This window comes from Pseudomonas sp. MWU13-2100, from assembly GCF_023242365.1.
Taxonomy (GTDB): domain Bacteria; phylum Pseudomonadota; class Gammaproteobacteria; order Pseudomonadales; family Pseudomonadaceae; genus Aquipseudomonas.
The window spans coordinates 24176-42917 of record NZ_JALLIX010000035.1 but is presented as its reverse complement, the minus strand read 5'-3'; the positions used below and the strand labels follow the sequence as shown (position 1 = coordinate 42917).

The 18742-nt window shown below is 57.5% G+C and carries 27 protein-coding genes; 3 read left to right on the top strand and 24 right to left on the bottom strand.

The window, feature by feature from the left end; all coding sequences use genetic code 11:
• Positions 1-60: 60 nt before the first annotated feature.
• Together M5B99_RS21790 and M5B99_RS21785 are read left to right on the top strand one after the other, a co-directional pair.
• Complete coding sequence (locus M5B99_RS21790) at positions 61-549, top strand: Hcp family type VI secretion system effector (protein ID WP_248805927.1); 489 nt, start codon at positions 61-63, stop codon at positions 547-549.
• 625 nt (positions 550-1174) lie between these two features.
• A complete protein-coding gene (locus tag M5B99_RS21785) occupies positions 1175-1453 on the top strand; it encodes a DUF3077 domain-containing protein (protein ID WP_152742147.1) in 279 nt (92 codons plus the stop codon).
• A gap of 281 nt (positions 1454-1734) precedes the next feature.
• Here M5B99_RS21785 and M5B99_RS21780 read toward each other — a convergent pair whose 3' ends face one another.
• Complete coding sequence (locus tag M5B99_RS21780; protein WP_248805926.1) at positions 1735-2259, bottom strand: single-stranded DNA-binding protein; 525 nt, start codon at positions 2257-2259, stop codon at positions 1735-1737.
• A 9-nt stretch (positions 2260-2268) separates the two neighbouring features.
• On the bottom strand, positions 2269-3666 hold the full coding sequence (locus M5B99_RS21775) for an MFS transporter (protein WP_248805925.1): 1398 nt from the start codon (positions 3664-3666) through the stop codon (positions 2269-2271).
• A 177-nt stretch (positions 3667-3843) separates the two neighbouring features.
• Between M5B99_RS21775 and uvrA the strand changes: the two genes are divergently transcribed.
• A complete protein-coding gene (uvrA, locus tag M5B99_RS21770) occupies positions 3844-6678 on the top strand; it encodes an excinuclease ABC subunit UvrA (protein WP_248805924.1) in 2835 nt (944 codons plus the stop codon).
• Between the two features lie 182 nt (positions 6679-6860).
• Here the strand turns inward: uvrA and bfr are convergent, their stop codons facing one another.
• From bfr to rplP, 22 genes are all read right to left on the bottom strand, one after another.
• Positions 6861-7325 (bottom strand): bacterioferritin, encoded by a 465-nt coding sequence (bfr, locus tag M5B99_RS21765; protein ID WP_248805923.1) that lies wholly within the window; start codon positions 7323-7325, stop codon positions 6861-6863.
• 156 nt (positions 7326-7481) lie between these two features.
• Positions 7482-8930 carry a catalase gene (locus M5B99_RS21760; RefSeq protein WP_248805922.1) on the bottom strand — a complete coding sequence of 483 codons (1449 nt, stop codon included), beginning with the start codon at positions 8928-8930 and terminating at the stop codon, positions 7482-7484.
• 238 nt (positions 8931-9168) lie between these two features.
• Positions 9169-9555, bottom strand: coding sequence for a 50S ribosomal protein L17 (rplQ, locus tag M5B99_RS21755; protein ID WP_100944360.1), 387 nt, complete (start codon positions 9553-9555; stop codon positions 9169-9171).
• A 42-nt stretch (positions 9556-9597) separates the two neighbouring features.
• The gene (locus M5B99_RS21750; RefSeq protein WP_003176403.1) at positions 9598-10599 is read right to left on the bottom strand and encodes a DNA-directed RNA polymerase subunit alpha; all 1002 of its coding nucleotides are present in this window, start codon (positions 10597-10599) and stop codon (positions 9598-9600) included.
• Between the two features lie 22 nt (positions 10600-10621).
• The gene (gene rpsD / locus M5B99_RS21745) at positions 10622-11242 is read right to left on the bottom strand and encodes a 30S ribosomal protein S4 (RefSeq protein WP_017123253.1); all 621 of its coding nucleotides are present in this window, start codon (positions 11240-11242) and stop codon (positions 10622-10624) included.
• Between the two features lie 18 nt (positions 11243-11260).
• Positions 11261-11650 (bottom strand): 30S ribosomal protein S11, encoded by a 390-nt coding sequence (gene rpsK, locus M5B99_RS21740; protein ID WP_007924177.1) that lies wholly within the window; start codon positions 11648-11650, stop codon positions 11261-11263.
• Between the two features lie 30 nt (positions 11651-11680).
• Positions 11681-12037 carry a 30S ribosomal protein S13 gene (gene rpsM, locus M5B99_RS21735; protein WP_003186020.1) on the bottom strand — a complete coding sequence of 119 codons (357 nt, stop codon included), beginning with the start codon at positions 12035-12037 and terminating at the stop codon, positions 11681-11683.
• 129 nt (positions 12038-12166) lie between these two features.
• Positions 12167-12283 (bottom strand): 50S ribosomal protein L36, encoded by a 117-nt coding sequence (gene rpmJ, locus M5B99_RS21730; RefSeq protein ID WP_002555468.1) that lies wholly within the window; start codon positions 12281-12283, stop codon positions 12167-12169.
• A gap of 24 nt (positions 12284-12307) precedes the next feature.
• The gene (gene secY / locus M5B99_RS21725) at positions 12308-13636 is read right to left on the bottom strand and encodes a preprotein translocase subunit SecY (RefSeq protein WP_177095600.1); all 1329 of its coding nucleotides are present in this window, start codon (positions 13634-13636) and stop codon (positions 12308-12310) included.
• Positions 13637-14071 carry a 50S ribosomal protein L15 gene (gene rplO / locus M5B99_RS21720; RefSeq protein WP_103495384.1) on the bottom strand — a complete coding sequence of 145 codons (435 nt, stop codon included), beginning with the start codon at positions 14069-14071 and terminating at the stop codon, positions 13637-13639.
• 3 nt (positions 14072-14074) lie between these two features.
• The gene (gene rpmD / locus M5B99_RS21715) at positions 14075-14251 is read right to left on the bottom strand and encodes a 50S ribosomal protein L30 (RefSeq protein WP_191485938.1); all 177 of its coding nucleotides are present in this window, start codon (positions 14249-14251) and stop codon (positions 14075-14077) included.
• Between the two features lie 2 nt (positions 14252-14253).
• On the bottom strand, positions 14254-14754 hold the full coding sequence (gene rpsE / locus M5B99_RS21710) for a 30S ribosomal protein S5 (protein ID WP_248800143.1): 501 nt from the start codon (positions 14752-14754) through the stop codon (positions 14254-14256).
• Positions 14755-14757: 3 nt separating this feature from the next.
• The gene (rplR, locus tag M5B99_RS21705) at positions 14758-15108 is read right to left on the bottom strand and encodes a 50S ribosomal protein L18 (protein WP_003186037.1); all 351 of its coding nucleotides are present in this window, start codon (positions 15106-15108) and stop codon (positions 14758-14760) included.
• A gap of 10 nt (positions 15109-15118) precedes the next feature.
• Positions 15119-15652 carry a 50S ribosomal protein L6 gene (rplF, locus tag M5B99_RS21700; protein ID WP_003176412.1) on the bottom strand — a complete coding sequence of 178 codons (534 nt, stop codon included), beginning with the start codon at positions 15650-15652 and terminating at the stop codon, positions 15119-15121.
• A 12-nt stretch (positions 15653-15664) separates the two neighbouring features.
• Positions 15665-16057 (bottom strand): 30S ribosomal protein S8, encoded by a 393-nt coding sequence (rpsH, locus tag M5B99_RS21695; RefSeq protein ID WP_003228724.1) that lies wholly within the window; start codon positions 16055-16057, stop codon positions 15665-15667.
• A gap of 211 nt (positions 16058-16268) precedes the next feature.
• On the bottom strand, positions 16269-16574 hold the full coding sequence (rpsN, locus tag M5B99_RS21690) for a 30S ribosomal protein S14 (protein WP_100944356.1): 306 nt from the start codon (positions 16572-16574) through the stop codon (positions 16269-16271).
• A gap of 13 nt (positions 16575-16587) precedes the next feature.
• The gene (gene rplE, locus M5B99_RS21685; protein ID WP_040071276.1) at positions 16588-17127 is read right to left on the bottom strand and encodes a 50S ribosomal protein L5; all 540 of its coding nucleotides are present in this window, start codon (positions 17125-17127) and stop codon (positions 16588-16590) included.
• A gap of 20 nt (positions 17128-17147) precedes the next feature.
• Positions 17148-17462 carry a 50S ribosomal protein L24 gene (rplX, locus tag M5B99_RS21680; protein ID WP_007896770.1) on the bottom strand — a complete coding sequence of 105 codons (315 nt, stop codon included), beginning with the start codon at positions 17460-17462 and terminating at the stop codon, positions 17148-17150.
• Positions 17463-17473: 11 nt separating this feature from the next.
• The gene (gene rplN / locus M5B99_RS21675; protein ID WP_002555479.1) at positions 17474-17842 is read right to left on the bottom strand and encodes a 50S ribosomal protein L14; all 369 of its coding nucleotides are present in this window, start codon (positions 17840-17842) and stop codon (positions 17474-17476) included.
• 23 nt (positions 17843-17865) lie between these two features.
• Entirely contained in the window at positions 17866-18132 is a 267-nt protein-coding gene (gene rpsQ, locus M5B99_RS21670) for a 30S ribosomal protein S17 (protein ID WP_003194644.1), read from the bottom strand.
• Positions 18133-18134: 2 nt separating this feature from the next.
• Positions 18135-18326, bottom strand: a complete 192-nt coding sequence (rpmC, locus tag M5B99_RS21665; protein WP_002555481.1) for a 50S ribosomal protein L29 — start codon at positions 18324-18326, stop codon at positions 18135-18137.
• The gene (gene rplP / locus M5B99_RS21660) at positions 18326-18739 is read right to left on the bottom strand and encodes a 50S ribosomal protein L16 (protein ID WP_003232424.1); all 414 of its coding nucleotides are present in this window, start codon (positions 18737-18739) and stop codon (positions 18326-18328) included. The genes rpmC and rplP overlap by 1 nt, the downstream gene beginning before the upstream one ends.
• Positions 18740-18742 lie beyond the last annotated feature (3 nt).

Genomic DNA, 18742 nt, shown 5'->3' with positions numbered 1-18742 from the left:
GCTGATAAGAAAGTGCATTCCGGCGCCACTTTCGGCGAACATCAGCGACAGGTAGGTTGTATGGCAAGCGATATGTTTTTAAAACTGGGCGATATCAAGGGCGAGTCCCGAGATCAGCAGCACAAGGATGAGATCGATGTAAACACCCTGCGCTGGACCATGAGTCAGTCCGGCAGCATGCACACCGGCAGTGGCGGCGGTGCCGGTAAAGTCAGCATAGGTAACCTGAGCATCGGCAAGTTCATGGACAAATCCTCGCCCAACCTGATGGCCGCCTGCTCGTCGGGCAAGCACTACCCCGAAGCCACGCTCTCGGTACGCAAGGCGGGCGGCAGCAACCCGCTGGAGTATGTGGTATTCAAGCTAAAGGAGGTGATGGTGTCGAGTTACGACACTGAAGGCGAACCGGCAGATGATATTTTGCGCGAGGTCATCTCCCTGAACTTCGCCAGGGTCGAGGTCAGCTACCAACCCCAGAACGCCGACGGCGGCAAGGACGGCGGGACCATCAAGTACGGCTGGAATATTCGTGAGAATGTGAAGATCTGAAGCTCCTTTTCCAGAGGGGGATAGCTATCGCCGGGCTGCGGTCTTGCACCAAGGGAATGAACAGGCAGTGAGATAAAACTAGCGACTTAAGAAAAAATTGAGAGATTCTGGAAATCTTAAGTTTCTTGGCTGACTAAAGAAAAACTGCGCGACCGAACCCAAAATGAAGATTTTTGTCATGGGCTTGGCTGGACATGCTTCATGGGCTCAGCGGGTTCCTAAACGATCCTCTATACCGGTTGAAACTTTTCGACTTAAATACCCCCCGCCAGTCACATTGCAGCTCCTCATCGTGCGCGCTACCTTTTCCCTGTCGCTGTCAATTCAGCGACCGGGCTTGGAAACCCGAATTTAGGGTATAGGCGCACCAGCGCCCCAACCACGATGGCAGGCGCTGTTTCTTTGTCTGCAATGTCGTGCAATGGCGGCTGTGCGCGGGAGGACTTCGGTCCTGCCGGGACCTATACCCCCGGTTTTCCAACCTGCGTACAGCTGCCACCCACTCGCTTGGAAACGAACGTGGCAGCTATTTCCCCGGGTATAGGAGTTAGCGCATGGACGGTTTCATTCAAGCAAAGACTTACCTTCAAACAACCAGCACCCAGGCCCACGCCGGAGGTGCCCAATGACCAATCCCCCACCAAACAAAACACTCGGCGTCATCACCTTCTCCCAGTGCGGCTCCCAAGGTCGCGAACTATTTCGCGTAAACCCCGGCGTCCCCATTCTGGAAGCCATGGAACACGCATCCCTCCTGCTCTATTGCGCCAAAGCACTCTCCCTCGATGCTGCCCTGGAAAGCGATGGCGAACGCTACGCCTGGGCATCGCATTACCTGGGCGAGATGGGCAAGGCGGTCATCGATGATTTGACGCAGGGCATGTTGCGCGGGGCGTCGGTGTAAGCGGGTCATAAAGGCGCCCATTGGGTGTCTTTTCTAGAGAAGTCCAGGAGGGCTGGTAGTCGCAGCGCTTACTTAGCTAGTCTCAAGAGACTGAGTCGCAAGCCAACCGTTGTTGCTTGGTTGCCACTACCGCAGGATGGTGACGTCCTGCAATCCGCACTGTCGGTCAATAGACACCGAACAGCAATGCTCTTCCAGCACTGGCGGGTCTTACTAACGAGAAAGCCCCCGCAGGGCGGGGGCTTCAAAGAGACACTTTACAAAAAAGTCTCAGGTATGCGCTAGAACGGAATATCGTCATCAAAGCTGTCGAAATCCGGAGCCGGCTGCGGTGCGGCCTGCTGTGGCGCCGGGCGCGATTGCTGCGGGGCCGACTGCTGTGGGCGCGACTGCTGCGGACGCGGAGCCTGTTGGCGTGGCGCGGACTGGTCGTAGCCGCCGCCTTGTTGGTCGCCCTGTTGTGGACGGCCACCCAGCAGTTGCATGGTGCCCTGCATGTCGACGACGATTTCAGTGGTGTAGCGCTTGATGCCGTCTTTTTCCCACTCGCGGGTCTGCAGCTTGCCTTCGATGTAGACCTGCGAACCCTTACGCAGGTACTCGCCGGCAATCTCGGCAACCTTGCCGAACATCGACACACGGTGCCACTCGGTCTTCTCGACCTTCTGACCGGTCTGCTTGTCGGTCCACTGTTCGCTGGTCGCCAGACTCAGGTTGGTCACGGCGTTGCCATTGGGCAGGTAGCGAACTTCAGGATCCTGGCCGCACGTGCCGACCAATATGACTTTGTTAACCCCACGGGCCATAACGTTCTCCTAGGCTTCGCACGCTTGTGGCGCTGGCTCATTGACCAGGCGCTCAAGGGTCGTGCGATCCAACAATTCGGTGTCCAATTTGATGTAAATGGCGGCCTCTTCGGCCACCACTACTGCATCGGTTACCCCTACGAGTGCCTTAAGGCGATCGACCAGACCTGCTTCGCGGATCGCTTCAGGCGATAACGGCACGCGCAGGCTCGTCACGTAGGGAGGTTCGCGCATGGTAACAGCAAAGGCCAGCCAGAGGGCAGCCAGACCGGCGCATCCAAGGAAAACCGCCGACAAACCGCCGTGCTGAAACATCCAGCCGCCCATGATCCCGCCGAGCGCGGAACCGAGGAACTGGCTGGTGGAATACACCCCCATCGCCGTGCCCTTGCCGCCCGCCGGTGAAACCTTGCTGATCAACGACGGCAAGGAAGCCTCCAGCAGATTGAACGCGGAGAAGAACACCACAGTACCCACCACCAGGGCCCGCAAACTGTCGCCGAACTCCCAGAAGAATAGCTCAGTGAGCATCAGGGTCGTCACGGCGCCGAGTAAAACTCGTTTCATTTTGCGTTTCTTCTCGCCATAGATGATGAACGGGATCATGGCGAAGAAGGAAATCAACAGCGCAGTCAGGTAGACCCACCAGTGCTGCTCCTTGGGCAACCCGGCTTTTTCCACCAGGGCCAGGGGCAAGGCGACGAAGCTGGACATCAGCATCGCGTGCAGGACGAAGATCCCCAGGTCCAGGCGCAGCAGGTCGGGATGCTTGAGGGTCGGCAGCAACGCCTGGCGAGCCACGCCGGACTCACGGTGCTGCAACGGGCCGATGGCCCGCGGCACCATGAAGGCGATGATCAGGATTCCCAGCAACGCCATGCCACCCGTGGCCAGGAACAACCCCGACAGACCAAAGGCGCGGGTCAGCAACGGACCGACCACCATCGCCACGGCAAATGACAGACCAATGGTCATGCCGATCATCGCCATCGCCTTGGTCCGGTGCTGTTCGCGGGTCAGGTCCGAGAGCAACGCCATCACCGCCGCGGAAATCGCCCCGGCGCCTTGCAGGACCCGGCCGGCGATCACGCCCCAGATCGAGTCGGCGTTGGCCGCCAGCAAGCTGCCCAGGGCGAAGACCACCAGCCCCAGGTAGATCACCGGGCGGCGGCCGATACGGTCGGAAATGATCCCGAAAGGAATCTGGAACACCGCCTGGGTCAGGCCATAGGCGCCAATTGCCAGGCCGATCAGAGCCGGTGTCGCCCCGGCGAGATCCATCCCGTAAGTAGCCAGAACCGGCAACACCATGAACATACCAAGCATACGGAAAGCGAACACCAGGGCCAGACCGCTTGCCGCGCGGGTCTCGCTGCCACTCATGCGTTCGCTGTGGGGATCGTGCATGGAAAAACCTCGTGTGAACCGGCGGCGATTCTACCAGTCCCATCGACAGTGGGGATACATGGCGACGCTTTGTCGCGAGCTGTCATGCAAGACTGAAATACTGTCGTCCGATAGTGTGCATCCATCCAGTATTTAGCCTTATACTCTTGCGTTTACCGCCCGCCGTGCGAGGCCATCTTGGACAAGATCCTGATTCGTGGGGCTCGAACCCACAACCTGAAGAACATCGACCTGACCCTGCCCCGGGACAAGCTGATCGTGATCACCGGCTTGTCCGGGTCCGGCAAATCATCGCTGGCCTTCGACACCTTATACGCCGAAGGGCAACGCCGTTACGTGGAATCACTGTCGGCCTATGCCCGGCAGTTCCTGTCGATGATGGAAAAACCTGACGTCGATACCATCGAAGGCCTGTCGCCGGCGATCTCCATCGAGCAGAAGTCGACGTCGCATAACCCGCGTTCGACAGTCGGTACCATCACCGAGATCTACGACTACTTGCGCCTGCTGTATGCGCGTGTAGGCACCCCACGCTGCCCGGACCACGATATTCCGCTGGAAGCCCAGACCGTCAGCCAGATGGTCGACCTGGTGCTGGCCCAGCCCGAAGGTTCCAAACTGATGTTGCTGGCGCCGGTGATCCGCGAGCGCAAGGGCGAGCACCTGTCGGTGTTCGAAGAGCTGCGCGCCCAGGGCTTTGTCCGCGCGCGGGTCAACGGCCGGCTCTGCGAGCTGGACGAAGTACCCAAGCTCGACAAGCAGAAGAAGCATTCCATCGATGTGGTGGTCGACCGCTTCAAGGTCCGTGGCGATCTGCAACAGCGCCTGGCCGAGTCCTTCGAGACCGCGCTGAAGCTGGCGGACGGCATCGCCCTGGTGGCACCGATGGACGACGAACCCGGCGAGGAGATGATCTTCTCCGCCCGTTTCGCCTGCCCGATCTGCGGCCATGCCATCAGCGAGCTGGAACCCAAGCTGTTCTCCTTCAACAACCCGGCCGGCGCCTGCCCGACCTGTGACGGCCTGGGGGTGAAGCAGTTCTTCGACACCAAGCGCCTGGTCAATGGCGAACTGACCCTGGCCGAGGGCGCGATACGCGGCTGGGACCGGCGCAACGTCTATTACTTCCAGATGCTCGGGTCGCTGGCCTCCCACTACGGCTTCAGCCTGGAAGTGCCGTTCAACACGCTGCCGGCGGACCAGCAGAAGTCCATCTTGCAAGGCAGCGGTAGCCAGAACGTCGACTTCAAGTACCTCAACGATCGCGGCGATATCGTCAAGCGCTCCCACCCGTTCGAAGGCATCGTGCCAAACCTGGAGCGTCGTTACCGCGAGACCGAATCGGCCACCGTGCGTGAAGAGCTGGCCAAGTTCCTCAGCACCCAGCCGTGCCCGGACTGCCGTGGCACGCGCCTGCGTCGCGAGGCGCGGCACGTGTGGGTGGGCGAAAAGACCCTGCCGGCGGTGACCAACCTGCCGATCGGCGATGCCTGCGAATACTTCGCCGTGCTGAAGCTGACCGGCCGTCGTGGAGAAATCGCCGACAAGATTCTCAAGGAAATCCGCGAGCGCCTGCAGTTCCTGGTCAACGTCGGCCTGGACTATCTGTCCCTGGACCGCAGTGCCGACACCCTCTCCGGTGGCGAGGCGCAGCGCATTCGCCTGGCTAGCCAGATCGGTGCCGGCCTGGTGGGAGTGCTGTATATCCTCGATGAGCCGTCCATCGGTTTGCACCAGCGGGACAACGACCGCCTGCTCGGCACCCTGAAGCACCTGCGCGACATCGGCAACACGGTGATCGTGGTCGAGCACGATGAAGATGCGATTCGCCTGGCGGATTATGTGGTCGACATCGGCCCGGGTGCGGGCGTGCATGGCGGCCATATCGTCGCCGAAGGGACTCCGGCCGAGGTGATGGCCCATCCCGACTCGTTGACCGGCAAGTACTTGTCCGGCCGGGTGAAGATTGAGGTGCCGGGCAAACGCACACCGCGCAACAAGAAGCAGGTGTTGAATCTCAAGGGCGCGCGTGGCAACAACTTGCGCAACGTCGACCTGGAGATCCCGTTGGGTCTGCTGACCTGCGTGACCGGCGTGTCCGGTTCCGGCAAGTCGACGCTGATCAACAACACCCTGTTCCCCCTCAGTGCCACCGCGCTCAATGGCGCGACCACGCTGGAAGCCGCGGCCCACGACAGCATCAACGGCCTGCAGCACCTGGACAAGGTGGTGGATATCGACCAGAGCCCCATCGGGCGCACCCCGCGTTCGAACCCGGCCACCTACACCGGCTTGTTCACGCCGATCCGTGAGTTGTTCGCCGGGGTACCGGAGTCCCGTTCACGGGGTTACGGTCCGGGCCGCTTCTCGTTCAACGTCAAGGGCGGACGCTGCGAAGCCTGCCAGGGCGATGGCCTGATCAAGGTGGAGATGCACTTCCTGCCGGACATCTATGTGCCGTGCGACGTGTGCAAGAGCAAGCGTTACAACCGCGAAACCCTCGAGATCAAGTACAAGGGCAAGAGCATCCACGAGGTGCTGGAGATGACCATCGAGGAGGCCCGGGAGTTCTTCGACGCGGTTCCCGCGCTGGCGCGCAAGCTGCAGACGCTGATGGATGTAGGTCTGTCGTATATCAAGCTGGGGCAATCGGCGACCACCCTGTCCGGTGGCGAAGCACAGCGGGTCAAGCTGTCCCGCGAGCTGTCCAAGCGCGATACCGGCAAGACCCTGTATATCCTCGACGAGCCGACCACCGGCCTGCACTTCGCGGATATCCAGCAGTTGCTGGACGTGCTGCACCGCCTGCGCGACCACGGCAATACCGTGGTGGTGATCGAGCACAACCTGGATGTGATCAAGACTGCCGACTGGTTGGTGGATCTCGGGCCTGAGGGCGGCTCCAAGGGCGGACAGATCATTGCGGTCGGTACGCCGGAGCAAGTGGCGGAGATGCCACAGTCCCATACCGGGCATTACCTGAAACCGCTGTTGCTGCGCGATCGGGCGTAACCGCTGGGAATGAAAAAGCCCCTGTCATTGGGTGATGACAGGGGCTTTTTCATTGGGGCTGAAATCGCTATCGTCAGCAAGCCGGCTCCCACAGGTTCAGCGTCACCTCACGATATTGCGAGCAACGAATCCCTCTGTAGGAGCTGGCTTGCCGGCGACCCGCTGCGCAGCAGCGGCCATTCTCAGAACTGCGACTGCAGGTAATTCTGCAAACCGATGGACTTGATCAACCCCAACTGCTTCTCCAGCCAGTAGGTGTGATCTTCCTCGGTATCGGCCAACTGCTGGCGCAGGATCTCGCGGGTGACGTAATCCCGATGCAGCTCACAGAGCTCAATGCCCTTGCACAGCGCGGCACGCACCTTGTACTCCAGGCGCAGGTCGGCGGCGAACATGTCCGGCACCGTGGTACCGATGTCCAGATCGTCCGGACGCATGCGCGGCGTGCCTTCCAGCATCAGGATCCGACGCATCAGTGCATCGGCGTGTTGTGCCTCTTCTTCCATCTCGTGATTGATGCGCTCGTAGAGCTTGCTGAAGCCCCAGTCCTCGTACATCCGCGAATGGATGAAATACTGATCACGTGCCGCCAGTTCACCGGTCAGCAACGTGTTGAGGTAATCGACTACGGCCTGGTTACCTTGCATAGCCCTACATCTCCCTGCTTGAAAGGCTGCATTTTGAACCAAGCTGACCGCAAGGTCACTGGAAAAGCGCAAACAAAGTGAAGATTTCCCGAGAAAAACAGCCTAAAAAACGCAAAAACCGCCCCAAGTGAGGGCGGTTTTGCTTCTCGTTTAGACTTAGTTCAGCACTACGCCCAACGCCTTGGCGATGCCTTCACCGTAAGCCTGATCGGCCTTGAAGAAGTGCTGCAACTGGCGCTCGACCACATCGTCGGAAACGCCCGCCATCGCACCGGCGATATTGCTGATCAGCAACGCTTTCTGCTCGGCGCTCATCAGACGGAACAACGCACCGGCGTGACTGTAGTAGTCGGTATCTTCGCGGTGATCGTAACGGTCCGCCGCACCACTGAGGGCCAGGGCCGGCTCAGCGTAGCGAGGAGCCTGTTTGGGCGCGTCGACGTAGCTGTTGGGCTCGTAGTTCGGCGTAGCGCCACCGTTGCCGCCAAAGGCCATGGAGCCGTCACGCTGGTAGCTGTTGACCGGGCTGCGCGGAGCATTCACCGGCAGTTGCTGGTGATTGGTGCCGACACGGTAGCGGTGGGCATCAGCGTAGGCGAAGACCCGGCCTTGCAGCATGCGGTCCGGCGACAGGCCAACACCCGGCACCATGTTGCTCGGAGCGAAAGCTGCCTGCTCGACTTCAGCGAAGTAGTTCAGCGGATTGCGGTTGAGCTCCAGTTCACCCACTTCGATCAGCGGGAACTCTTTCTGCGACCAGGTCTTGGTCACGTCGAAGGGGTTCTCGTAATGTGCCGCGGCCTGGGCCTCGGTCATGATCTGGATGCACACGCTCCATTTCGGGAAGTCGCCGCGCTCGATGGCGCCGAACAGATCGCGTTGGGCGTAGTCAGGATCAGTCCCCGCCAGGCGTGCCGCCTCGGCCGGTGCCAGGTTCTTGATGCCCTGCTTGGTCTTGTAGTGCCATTTTACCCAGTGACGCTCGCCCTTGGCGTTGATCAGGCTGTAGGTGTGACTGCCAAAGCCGTGCATGTGACGGTAGCCGTCCGGGATTCCACGGTCCGAGAACAGGATGGTGACCTGGTGCAGCGCCTCGGGCGAGTGCGACCAGAAGTCCCACATCATCTGCGCGCTTTTCAGATTGCTTTGCGGCAGGCGCTTCTGGGTGTGGATAAAGTCGGGGAATTTCAGCGGATCGCGGATAAAGAACACCGGCGTGTTGTTGCCGACGATGTCCCAGTTGCCTTCCTCGGTGTAGAACTTCAGGGCGAAGCCGCGAGGATCGCGCTCGGTGTCAGCCGAACCGCGCTCGCCACCCACGGTGGAGAAGCGCAAGAAGGTCGGGGTCTGCTTGCCCACGGACTCGAACAGCTTGGCGCTGGTGTATTGGGTAATGTCCTTGGAGACGGTGAACGTACCGTAGGCACCCGAGCCCTTGGCATGCACACGGCGCTCAGGGATGTTTTCACGATTGAAGTGAGCAAGCTTCTCGATCAGGTGAAAGTCGTCGAGCAGCAGCGGGCCGCGGGGGCCGGCGGAACGGGAATTCTGGTTGTCAGCGACGGGAGCACCACTGGCAGTCGTAAGGGTTTTGTTCTGGCTCATGCGATCGTCTTCCTCTGTCAGTCTTTAAACCGCCGGCTAATCGGCTGAAAAGGAGTATTGATCATCAATATGACATTCACAAATTCATTAATCTGCTCACATCAATAGAAAATTACTACCAAAGACTCCATCTCATAGCGTGCAGCCAGGGCAGTGTAGAAGCTTGTACAAATGATGCGTTTCTTGCGCGCACAAAAAACCGGGCGCTAGGCCCGGTTTCTTGTTTCAGACTGACGTCTTACTCGGCAGATACAGCTTCGCCGGCAGTAGCACGATCAACCAACTCGACGTACGCCATAGGCGCGTTGTCGCCAGTGCGGAAACCGCACTTGAGGATGCGCAGGTAGCCACCCTCACGGGTAGCGTAACGCTTGCCCAGGTCGTTGAAGAGCTTACCAACGATAGCTTTCGAACGAGTACGGTCGAAAGCCAGACGGCGGTTAGCCAGGCTATCTACTTTGGCCAGAGTGATCAGCGGCTCAGCAACGCGACGCAGTTCTTTGGCTTTTGGCAGAGTCGTTTTGATCAGCTCGTGCTCGAACAACGACACTGCCATGTTTTGAAACATGGCCTTGCGGTGCGAGCTGGTGCGGCTCAGGTGACGACCACTTTTACGATGACGCATGGTTCATTCCTTACCAAACACAACGTTCGGTGATTACGACGATCAGGCAGTCGCCTTGTCGTCCTTCTTAAGACTTGCAGGCGGCCAGTTGTCGAGGCGCATGCCGAGGGACAGACCGCGGGAGGCCAGAACGTCCTTGATTTCAGTCAAGGATTTCTTGCCCAGGTTCGGAGTCTTCAACAGCTCTACTTCGGTACGCTGAATCAGGTCGCCGATGTAGTAGATGTTTTCCGCCTTAAGGCAGTTAGCCGAACGTACAGTCAGTTCCAGATCGTCAACCGGGCGAAGCAGGATCGGATCGATCTCGTCTTCCTGCTCGATTACCACTGGCTCACTGTCACCTTTGAGGTCGACGAACGCAGCCAACTGCTGTTGCAGGATGGTTGCAGCGCGGCGGATAGCCTCTTCAGGATCCAGAGTACCGTTGGTTTCCAGATCAATAACCAGCTTGTCCAGGTTGGTACGCTGTTCGACACGGGCGTTTTCCACCACGTAAGCGATACGGCGAACCGGGCTGAACGAAGAGTCGAGCTGCAAGCGACCGATGCTGCGGCTTTCGTCTTCATCGCTCTGACGCGAGTCTGCTGGTTCATAACCACGACCACGAGCTACGGTGAGCTTCATGTTCAAGGCGCCGTTAGACGCCAGGTTGGCGATTACGTGATCGGGGTTAACGATCTCGACATCATGATCCAGCTGAATATCGGCAGCGGTAACCACCCCCGAACCCTTCTTCGACAAGGTCAGCGTAACTTCGTCACGGCCGTGCAGCTTGATAGCCAGACCTTTAAGGTTCAACAGGATTTCAATGACGTCTTCCTGTACACCTTCGATGGCGCTGTACTCGTGGAGCACACCGTCAATCTCGGCCTCGACTACTGCACAGCCTGGCATTGAGGACAACAGGATGCGGCGCAGCGCGTTGCCCAGGGTGTGGCCAAAACCACGCTCGAGAGGCTCGAGGGTGATTTTAGCGCGGGTTGGACTGACAACCTGCACGTCAATGTGACGGGGTGTCAGGAACTCATTTACCGAAATCTGCATGGATGCACCTATTTTCTAGCCCTTACTTGGAGTAGAGCTCGACAATCAGGCTTTCGTTGATGTCGGCGGAGAGGTCACTGCGAGCAGGCACGTTCTTGAAAACGCCCGACTTCTTCTCAGTGTCCACTTCTACCCATTCTACGCGGCCACGCTGGGCACACAGATCGAGAGCCTGGACAATGCGCAGTTGATTCTTAGCTTTCTCACGAATAGCTACCACGTCACCAGCACGAACCTGGTAGGACGGGACGTTGACGGTTTTGCCGTTAACGCTGATCGACTTGTGCGATACCAGTTGACGGGATTCGGCACGAGTCGAGCCAAAACCCATACGGTATACAACGTTGTCCAGACGGCATTCGAGCAGTTGCAGCAGGTTTTCACCGGTTGCGCCTTTACGGCCGGCAGCTTCTTTGTAGTAGCCGCTGAACTGACGCTCAAGAACGCCATAAATACGACGGACCTTCTGCTTTTCACGCAGTTGGGTGCCGTAGTCGGACTGGCGACCGCGGCGTTGGCCGTGGATACCAGGTGCTGCTTCGATGTTGCACTTGGATTCGATAGCGCGCACGCCGCTCTTCAGGAAGAGATCGGTGCCTTCGCGACGAGCCAGTTTGCATTTTGGACCAATGTAACGAGCCATTCTTTACAATCTCCTGGATTACACGCGGCGCTTCTTCGGCGGACGGCACCCGTTGTGCGGGATTGGCGTCACGTCGGTGATGCTGGCGATCTTATAGCCACAGCCGTTCAATGCACGGACAGCGGACTCACGACCTGGACCTGGACCTTTGACGTTGACGTCGAGGTTTTTCAGGCCATATTCCAGCGCAGCTTGACCAGCACGTTCAGCAGCTACTTGAGCAGCGAACGGGGTGGACTTGCGGGAACCGCGGAAACCCGAACCACCGGAGGTAGCCCAGGAAAGAGCGTTACCTTGACGGTCGGTAATGGTCACGATGGTGTTGTTGAAAGACGCGTGGATGTGGGCGATGCCATCAACCACTGTCTTTTTGATTTTCTTACGAGGACGAGCAGCAGGTTTTGCCATGACTAGATTCCTGTCGATTCGCTGGTGCGATTACTTGCGGATCGGCTTACGCGGACCTTTGCGAGTACGCGCGTTGGTCTTGGTACGCTGACCGCGTACTGGCAGACCACGACGATGGCGCAGACCGCGGTAGCAGCCCAAGTCCATCAAGCGTTTGATTTTCATGTTGATTTCGCGACGCAGGTCACCTTCAGTGGTGAACTTCGCCACTTCGCCACGCAGCTGTTCAATCTGCTCGTCGCTCAGATCCTTGATCTTTGCGGCTGGGTTGACCCCAGTCACCGCACAAATTTTCTGTGCGGTAGTGCGACCAACACCATAGATGTAGGTCAGCGAGATAACAGTGTGCTTGTTATCTGGAATGTTAACGCCTGCAATACGGGCCATTCAGTGGGACTCCAATTGACAGCTACCTACGCCCCGGAAGCCAAGAAATAGGGCGCGAGATAATATCGCTGTAATAACAAATAATCAACCCAGCAGCGCACTAGCTGCTGGGCTTTTAGCAGATCACACTCAGCCTTGGCGCTGTTTGTGACGCGGTTCCGCGCTGCAAATTACTCGAACCACACCTTCGCGGCGAATAATCTTGCAGTTACGGCACAGCTTTTTCACCGATGCACGAACTTTCATCACCAACTCCTCGAACCTTATGGGTCAGCGCAGCATGCCGCTGCCGTAACCCTTCAGGTTGGCTTTCTTCATCAGGGATTCGTACTGGTGCGAAACGAGGTGCGATTGTACTTGGGACATGAAGTCCATCACAACCACGACCACGATCAGCAACGAGGTCCCGCCAAGGTAGAACGGAACGTTTGCCGCAACCACCAGAAACTGGGGCAGCAGGCACACGGCCGTCATATAAAGAGCACCGAACATGGTCAAACGGGTCAGAACGCCATCAATGTAGCGCGCCGACTGCTCGCCTGGACGGATACCCGGAATAAAGGCACCGGACTTCTTCAGGTTTTCCGCTACGTCTTTCGGATTGAACATCAACGCCGTATAGAAGAAGCAGAAGAAAATAATCCCTGCACTAAACAGCAGAATATTCAACGGCTGACCAGGAGCGATCGACTGCGAGATGTCCTGCAACCAGCCCATACCTTCAGACTGACCGAACCAGGCACCCAGCGAAGCCGGGAACAGCAAAATGCTGCTCGCGAAGATAGCAGGAATAACACCGGCCATATTCACCTTCAGCGGCAGGTGGCTGGTCTGCGCAGCGAAGACCTTGCGGCCCTGCTGACGCTTGGCGTAGTGAACAGCAATACGACGCTGGCCACGCTCAATGAACACCACGAAACCGATGATCGCTACTGCCAGCAAACCGATGGCAACCAGAGCGAAGATGTTGATATCGCCCTGACGCGCAGACTCGAAAGACTGCCCGATTGCTCTCGGAAGACCGGCGACGATACCCGAAAAGATCAACATCGAGATACCGTTACCTACACCGCGCTCGGTAATCTGCTCGCCCAACCACATCATGAACATCGCGCCAGCCACGAAAGTGGACACCGCAACGAAATGGAAGCTGATGCCAGCACTAAACGAGACGCCCTGGTTAGCCAGGCCAATGGACATGCCAATGGCTTGAACAAGTGCCAGGACGACGGTGCCATAGCGGGTGTATTGGCTGATCTTACGACGACCAGCCTCACCTTCCTTCTTCAACTGCTCCAGCTGCGGGCTGACGGCGGACATCAGTTGCATGATGATCGATGCCGAAATGTACGGCATGATCCCCAGTGCAAAAATACTCATCCGCTCCAGCGCGCCGCCGGAAAACATGTTGAACAAGCTAAGAATGGTCCCCTCATTCTGTCGAAACAGGTCCGCCAGCCGGTCCGGGTTGATACCAGGAACTGGGATGTGTGCGCCTATCCGGTAGACGATAATCGCCAGGAATAGAAAACGCAGTCGAGCCCAGAGCTCGGATAACCCGCCTTTGCTGAGCGCTGAGAGAGCACCTTGCTTAGCCATTTATTCCTCGAACTTGCCGCCAGCTGCTTCGATAGCCGCACGCGCACCTTTGGTGGCTGCGATACCCTTGATAGTTACTGCGCGAGTCACTTCGCCCGACAGCATGATTTTCACACGCTGTACGTTCTGGTTGATCACGTTGGCATCTTTCAGGGACTGCACGGTGACGATGTCGCCGTCCACTTTGGCCAGCTCGGACAGACGCACTTCTGCGCGGTCCATGGCTTTCAGGGAAACGAAACCGAATTTCGGCAGGCGACGATGCAGCGGCTGTTGGCCGCCTTCAAAGCCTGGAGCAATGGTGCCACCGGAGCGGGAGGTCTGACCTTTGTGGCCACGGCCACCGGTCTTACCCAAACCGCTACCGATACCACGGCCCGGACGATGCTTTTCGCGACGGGAACCCGGCGCTGGACTCAGATCATTGAGTTTCATCGATTAACCCTCTACACGCAGCATGTAGTAAGCCTTGTTGATCATCCCGCGATTCTCGGGAGTATCCTGGACTTCTACAGTGTGACCGATGCGACGCAGACCCAGACCCTTAACGCACAGTCTGTGGTTAGGGATGCGGCCGGTCATGCTTTTGATCAGCGTTACTTTAACGGTTGCCATGATCACATGATCTCCGCTGCAGTTTTGCCGCGCTTGGCAGCAATGGACTCAGGGGACTGCATAGCCTTCAAACCTTTGAAAGTGGCGTGTACCACGTTTACCGGGTTAGTCGAGCCGTAGCACTTGGCCAGAACGTTCTGCACACCAGCCACTTCGAGGACAGCACGCATAGCGCCGCCAGCGATGATACCGGTACCTTCAGAAGCAGGCTGCATGTAAACCTTCGAAGCGCCGTGGGCGGACTTCATGGCGTACTGCAGAGTGGTGCCGTTCAGATCAACCTGGATCATGTTGCGGCGAGCAGCTTCCATAGCCTTCTGGATCGCGGCAGGCACTTCACGTGACTTGCCACGGCCGAAGCCTACACGGCCTTTACCATCACCCACCACGGTCAACGCGGTGAAGGTGAAGATACGGCCGCCTTTAACGGTTTTGGCTACGCGGTTAACTTGAACCAGCTTCTCGATGTAGCCTTCGTCGCGCTTTTGGTCGTTATTTGACATAACTTAGAACTCCAGCCCAGCTTCACGAGCAGCATCAGCCAGCGCCTTGACGCGGCCGTGATACTTGAAGCCAGAGCGGTCGAAAGCCACCTGCGAGACGCCAGCGGCTTTAGCACGCGTAGCGACCAGCTGGCCAACCTTAGTGGCCGCGTCGATGTTGCCAGTGGCACCATCACGCAGTTCTTTGTCCAAAGTCGAGGCACTTGCCAGAACTTTGTTGCCGTCGGCCGAAATGACCTGGGCGTAGATGTGCTGCGAAGAGCGGAACACGCAGAGACGCACGACTTCGAGTTCGTGCATTTTCAGGCGTGCTTTGCGAGCGCGACGCAGTCGAGTAACTTTTTTGTCGGTCATTTGCTATGCCCTACTTCTTCTTGGCTTCTTTACGACGGACGACTTCGTCCGCGTAGCGCACACCTTTGCCTTTGTACGGCTCTGGTGGACGGAAGTCGCGGATCTCAGCGGCCACCTGACCTACCAGCTGCTTATCGATGCCCTTGATCAGGATATCGGTTTGGCTAGGGGTCTCAGCGGTGATGCCTTCCGGCAGTTCGTAATCCACTGGGTGCGAGAAGCCAAGGGCCAGGTTCAAAACCGTGCCTTTTGCTTGCGCTTTGTAACCAACACCGACCAGCTGGAGCTTGCGCTCGAAGCCTTGGCTTACGCCTTGGACCATGTTGTTTACCAACGCACGCGTGGTACCGGCCATTGCGCGAGTTTGTTGATCGCCATTGCGAGCAGCGAAACGCAGCTCACCCGCTTCTTCAACGATCTCAACGGACGAATGGATGTTCAGTTCAAGAGTACCCTTGGCACCCTTCACCGAAAGCTGTTGGCCTGCGAATTTTACTTCGACACCGGCTGGCAGCTTAACGGGGTTCTTAGCGACGCGAGACATGCTTATCCCCCCTTAGAACACAGTGCAAAGAACTTCGCCGCCGACACCGGCAGCGCGCGCAGCACGATCCGTCATCACACCTTTGTTGGTGGAGACGATAGACACGCCGAGACCGCCACGAACTTTCGGCAGATCCTCAACGGACTTGTACTGACGCAGGCCTGGACGGCTAACGCGCTTCACTTCCTCGATGACCGGACGGCCTTCGAAGTATTTCAGCTCGATGGATAGCAACGGCTTGGTTTCGCTGCTGATCTGATAACCCGCGATGTAACCTTCGTCCTTCAGGACTTTTGCTACAGCCACCTTCAACGTGGAAGACGGCATGCTTACGACGGACTTTTCAGCCATCTGGGCATTACGGATTCGAGTTAGCATGTCCGCTAACGGGTCCTGCATACTCATGGGCTAGACGCTCCTGATACAAAAAGAATTAGCCTTGCGGCTACAACTGTCGCCGAGTGTCTCTGCACGTAAAAAGTGCAGGCTCAGGCGAGCCGGTCATTCTAGACACACCCCGGAAATGAATCAAGCCCCAAAAGGGGCTTGATTCATACTCAAGGTCACCGATGGTCGGTTCTTGCGAGTCCGACCACCGAGACTTGGGCGGTATGGCTTACCAGCTGGCTTTAACCAGACCTGGTACGTCACCACGCATGGCCGCTTCACGCAGCTTGTTACGGCCGAGGCCGAACTTGCGGTAAACGCCGTGCGGACGACCAGTGATGCGGCAGCGGTTACGCATGCGCGAGGCGCTGGCGTCACGTGGCTGCTTCTGCAGGGCTACCGAAGCTTCCCAACGTGCTTCTGGACTTGCGTTCAGATCGACGATGATAGCTTTCAGTGCTGCACGCTTGGTGGCGTACTTGGCAACGGTGAGCTGACGCTTCAGCTCACGGTTTTTCATGCTCTTCTTGGCCATTTTCCTACTCCAATCAGTTGCGGAACGGGAATTTGAAAGCACGCAGCAATGCGCGGCCTTCATCATCGTTCTTGGCAGTGGTGGTCAGGGTAATGTCCAGACCGCGCAGAGCATCGATCTTGTCGTAATCGATTTCCGGGAAAATGATCTGCTCTTTCACGCCCATGCTGTAGTTGCCACGACCGTCGAAGGACTTGGCATTCAGGCCGCGGAAGTCGCGAACCCGAGGCAGGGAGATCGACAGCAGACGATCCAGGAATTCATACATACGATCGCGACGCAGGGTCACTTTGACACCGATCGGCCAACCTTCGCGGACTTTGAAGCCTGCGATGGATTTGCGAGCGTGAGTCACAACGACTTTCTGGCCGGTGATCTTCTCCAGGTCAGCCACAGCGTGCTCGATGACTTTCTTGTCACCAATCGCTTCGCCCAGACCCATGTTCAGGGTGATCTTGGTAATGCGCGGAACTTCCATCACGTTCGCCAGCTTAAGTTCTTCCTTAAGCTTCGGAGCGATTTCCTTCCGGTAAATCTCTTTCAGTCGTGCCATGGTCTTCTACCTAGCAGTGTTCAAGCATCAACCGCTTTTTGGGTCGACTTGAAGACACGAATTTTTTTGCCGTCTTCTACTTTGAAACCAACGCGGTCAGCCTTGTTGGTTTCGCCGTTGAAAATGGCGACGTTGGAAGCGTGCAGTGGCGCTTCTTTTTCGACGATACCGCCCTGTACGCCCGACATCGGGTTAGGCTTGGTATGACGCTTGACCAGGTTCAGACCACCAACGACCAGACGGTCATCAGCGAGAACCTTAAGCACCTTACCGCGCTTACCTTTGTCTTTGCCGGCGATCACGATGATCTCGTCGTCACGACGAATCTTTTGCATGTCGGATCTCCTTACAGCACTTCTGGGGCGAGCGAGACGATCTTCATGAACTTCTCAGTACGAAGTTCACGGGTCACTGGCCCAAAGATACGGGTGCCGATCGGCTCTTGCTTGTTGTTCAACAGAACAGCAGCGTTGCCATCAAAGCGGATGATGGAGCCGTCAGCACGACGGACACCATGGCGAGTGCGGACTACGACAGCAGTCATCACTTGGCCTTTCTTCACTTTACCGCGCGGAATTGCTTCCTTGACGGTTACTTTGATGATGTCACCGATACCAGCGTAACGACGATGCGAGCCACCCAGCACCTTGATGCACATAACGCGGCGAGCGCCGCTGTTATCGGCCACATCGAGCATGGATTGAGTCTGAATCATATAATTTCTCCGACCCCTAGCCCTTAGACTTCCACAGCGCGTTCGAGAACATCAACCAGCGCCCAAGACTTGGTCTTGGCCATCGGACGAGTTTCACGAATCGTGACCTTGTCGCCAATGTGGCACTGGTTGGTTTCGTCGTGCGCGTGCAGCTTAGTCGAACGCTTAACGTATTTACCGTAGATCGGGTGCTTGACGCGACGCTCGATCAGAACGGTGATGGTCTTGTCCATTTTGTCGCTGACAACACGGCCAGTCAGCGTACGGACGGTCTTTTCGGCTTCAGCCATGATCACTTACCTGCCTGCTGGTTGAGCACAGTCTTCACACGAGCGATATCGCGCTTAACTTGCGAGAGCAGGTGAGACTGCCCCAACTGGCCAGTTGCTTTCTGCATACGCAGATTGAACTGGTCGCGCAGCAGGCCGAGCAGTTGCTCGTTCAGCTGCTGTGCTGATTTTTCACGAAGTTCATTCGCTTTCATCACATCACCGTCCGTTTAACAAAAGCGGTGGCGAGCGGCAGCTTTGCAGCAGCCAGGGCAAAAGCCTCACGCGCCAGCTCTTCAGTAACACCCTCGATTTCATACAGGACTTTGCCTGGCTGAATCTGGGCAACCCAGTACTCCACGTTACCCTTACCTTTACCCATCCGAACTTCGAGGGGCTTTTTGGAAATAGGCTTGTCCGGGAACACACGGATCCAGATCTTGCCGCCACGTTTTACGTGACGGGTCAGAGCACGACGCGCTGACTCGATCTGACGAGCGGTGAGACGACCACGAGCTACAGACTTCAGCGCGAACTCGCCGAAGCTGACTTTGCTACCGCGCTGAGCCAGACCACGGTTGTGGCCTGTCATCTGCTTGCGGAACTTCGTACGCTTTGGTTGCAACATTTG

What these genes read in the sequence shown, in the direction of transcription:
- M5B99_RS21790 (WP_248805927.1), top strand. Translation starts at nt 61, where the DNA reads ATGGCAAGCGATATGTTTTTAAAACTGGGCGATATCAAGGGCGAGTCC.
- M5B99_RS21785 (WP_152742147.1), top strand. Translation starts at nt 1,175, where the DNA reads ATGACCAATCCCCCACCAAACAAAACACTCGGCGTCATCACCTTCTCC.
- M5B99_RS21780 (WP_248805926.1), bottom strand. Translation starts at nt 2,259, where the DNA reads ATGGCCCGTGGGGTTAACAAAGTCATATTGGTCGGCACGTGCGGCCAG.
- M5B99_RS21775 (WP_248805925.1), bottom strand. Translation starts at nt 3,666, where the DNA reads ATGCACGATCCCCACAGCGAACGCATGAGTGGCAGCGAGACCCGCGCG.
- bfr (WP_248805923.1), bottom strand. Translation starts at nt 7,325, where the DNA reads ATGCAAGGTAACCAGGCCGTAGTCGATTACCTCAACACGTTGCTGACC.
- M5B99_RS21760 (WP_248805922.1), bottom strand. Translation starts at nt 8,930, where the DNA reads ATGAGCCAGAACAAAACCCTTACGACTGCCAGTGGTGCTCCCGTCGCT.
- rplQ (WP_100944360.1), bottom strand. Translation starts at nt 9,555, where the DNA reads ATGCGTCATCGTAAAAGTGGTCGTCACCTGAGCCGCACCAGCTCGCAC.
- M5B99_RS21750 (WP_003176403.1), bottom strand. Translation starts at nt 10,599, where the DNA reads ATGCAGATTTCGGTAAATGAGTTCCTGACACCCCGTCACATTGACGTG.
- rpsD (WP_017123253.1), bottom strand. Translation starts at nt 11,242, where the DNA reads ATGGCTCGTTACATTGGTCCAAAATGCAAACTGGCTCGTCGCGAAGGC.
- rpsK (WP_007924177.1), bottom strand. Translation starts at nt 11,650, where the DNA reads ATGGCAAAACCTGCTGCTCGTCCTCGTAAGAAAATCAAAAAGACAGTG.
- rpsM (WP_003186020.1), bottom strand. Translation starts at nt 12,037, where the DNA reads ATGGCCCGTATTGCAGGCGTTAACATTCCAGATAACAAGCACACTGTT.
- rpmJ (WP_002555468.1), bottom strand. Translation starts at nt 12,283, where the DNA reads ATGAAAGTTCGTGCATCGGTGAAAAAGCTGTGCCGTAACTGCAAGATT.
- secY (WP_177095600.1), bottom strand. Translation starts at nt 13,636, where the DNA reads ATGGCTAAGCAAGGTGCTCTCTCAGCGCTCAGCAAAGGCGGGTTATCC.
- rplO (WP_103495384.1), bottom strand. Translation starts at nt 14,071, where the DNA reads ATGAAACTCAATGATCTGAGTCCAGCGCCGGGTTCCCGTCGCGAAAAG.
- rpmD (WP_191485938.1), bottom strand. Translation starts at nt 14,251, where the DNA reads ATGGCAACCGTTAAAGTAACGCTGATCAAAAGCATGACCGGCCGCATC.
- rpsE (WP_248800143.1), bottom strand. Translation starts at nt 14,754, where the DNA reads ATGTCAAATAACGACCAAAAGCGCGACGAAGGCTACATCGAGAAGCTG.
- rplR (WP_003186037.1), bottom strand. Translation starts at nt 15,108, where the DNA reads ATGACCGACAAAAAAGTTACTCGACTGCGTCGCGCTCGCAAAGCACGC.
- rplF (WP_003176412.1), bottom strand. Translation starts at nt 15,652, where the DNA reads ATGTCTCGCGTCGCTAAGAACCCCGTTAAGCTGCCAGCCGGTGTCGAA.
- rpsH (WP_003228724.1), bottom strand. Translation starts at nt 16,057, where the DNA reads ATGAGTATGCAGGACCCGTTAGCGGACATGCTAACTCGAATCCGTAAT.
- rpsN (WP_100944356.1), bottom strand. Translation starts at nt 16,574, where the DNA reads ATGGCCAAGAAGAGCATGAAAAACCGTGAGCTGAAGCGTCAGCTCACC.
- rplE (WP_040071276.1), bottom strand. Translation starts at nt 17,127, where the DNA reads ATGGCACGACTGAAAGAGATTTACCGGAAGGAAATCGCTCCGAAGCTT.
- rplX (WP_007896770.1), bottom strand. Translation starts at nt 17,462, where the DNA reads ATGCAAAAGATTCGTCGTGACGACGAGATCATCGTGATCGCCGGCAAA.
- rplN (WP_002555479.1), bottom strand. Translation starts at nt 17,842, where the DNA reads ATGATTCAGACTCAATCCATGCTCGATGTGGCCGATAACAGCGGCGCT.
- rpsQ (WP_003194644.1), bottom strand. Translation starts at nt 18,132, where the DNA reads ATGGCTGAAGCCGAAAAGACCGTCCGTACGCTGACTGGCCGTGTTGTC.
- rpmC (WP_002555481.1), bottom strand. Translation starts at nt 18,326, where the DNA reads ATGAAAGCGAATGAACTTCGTGAAAAATCAGCACAGCAGCTGAACGAG.
- rplP (WP_003232424.1), bottom strand. Translation starts at nt 18,739, where the DNA reads ATGTTGCAACCAAAGCGTACGAAGTTCCGCAAGCAGATGACAGGCCAC.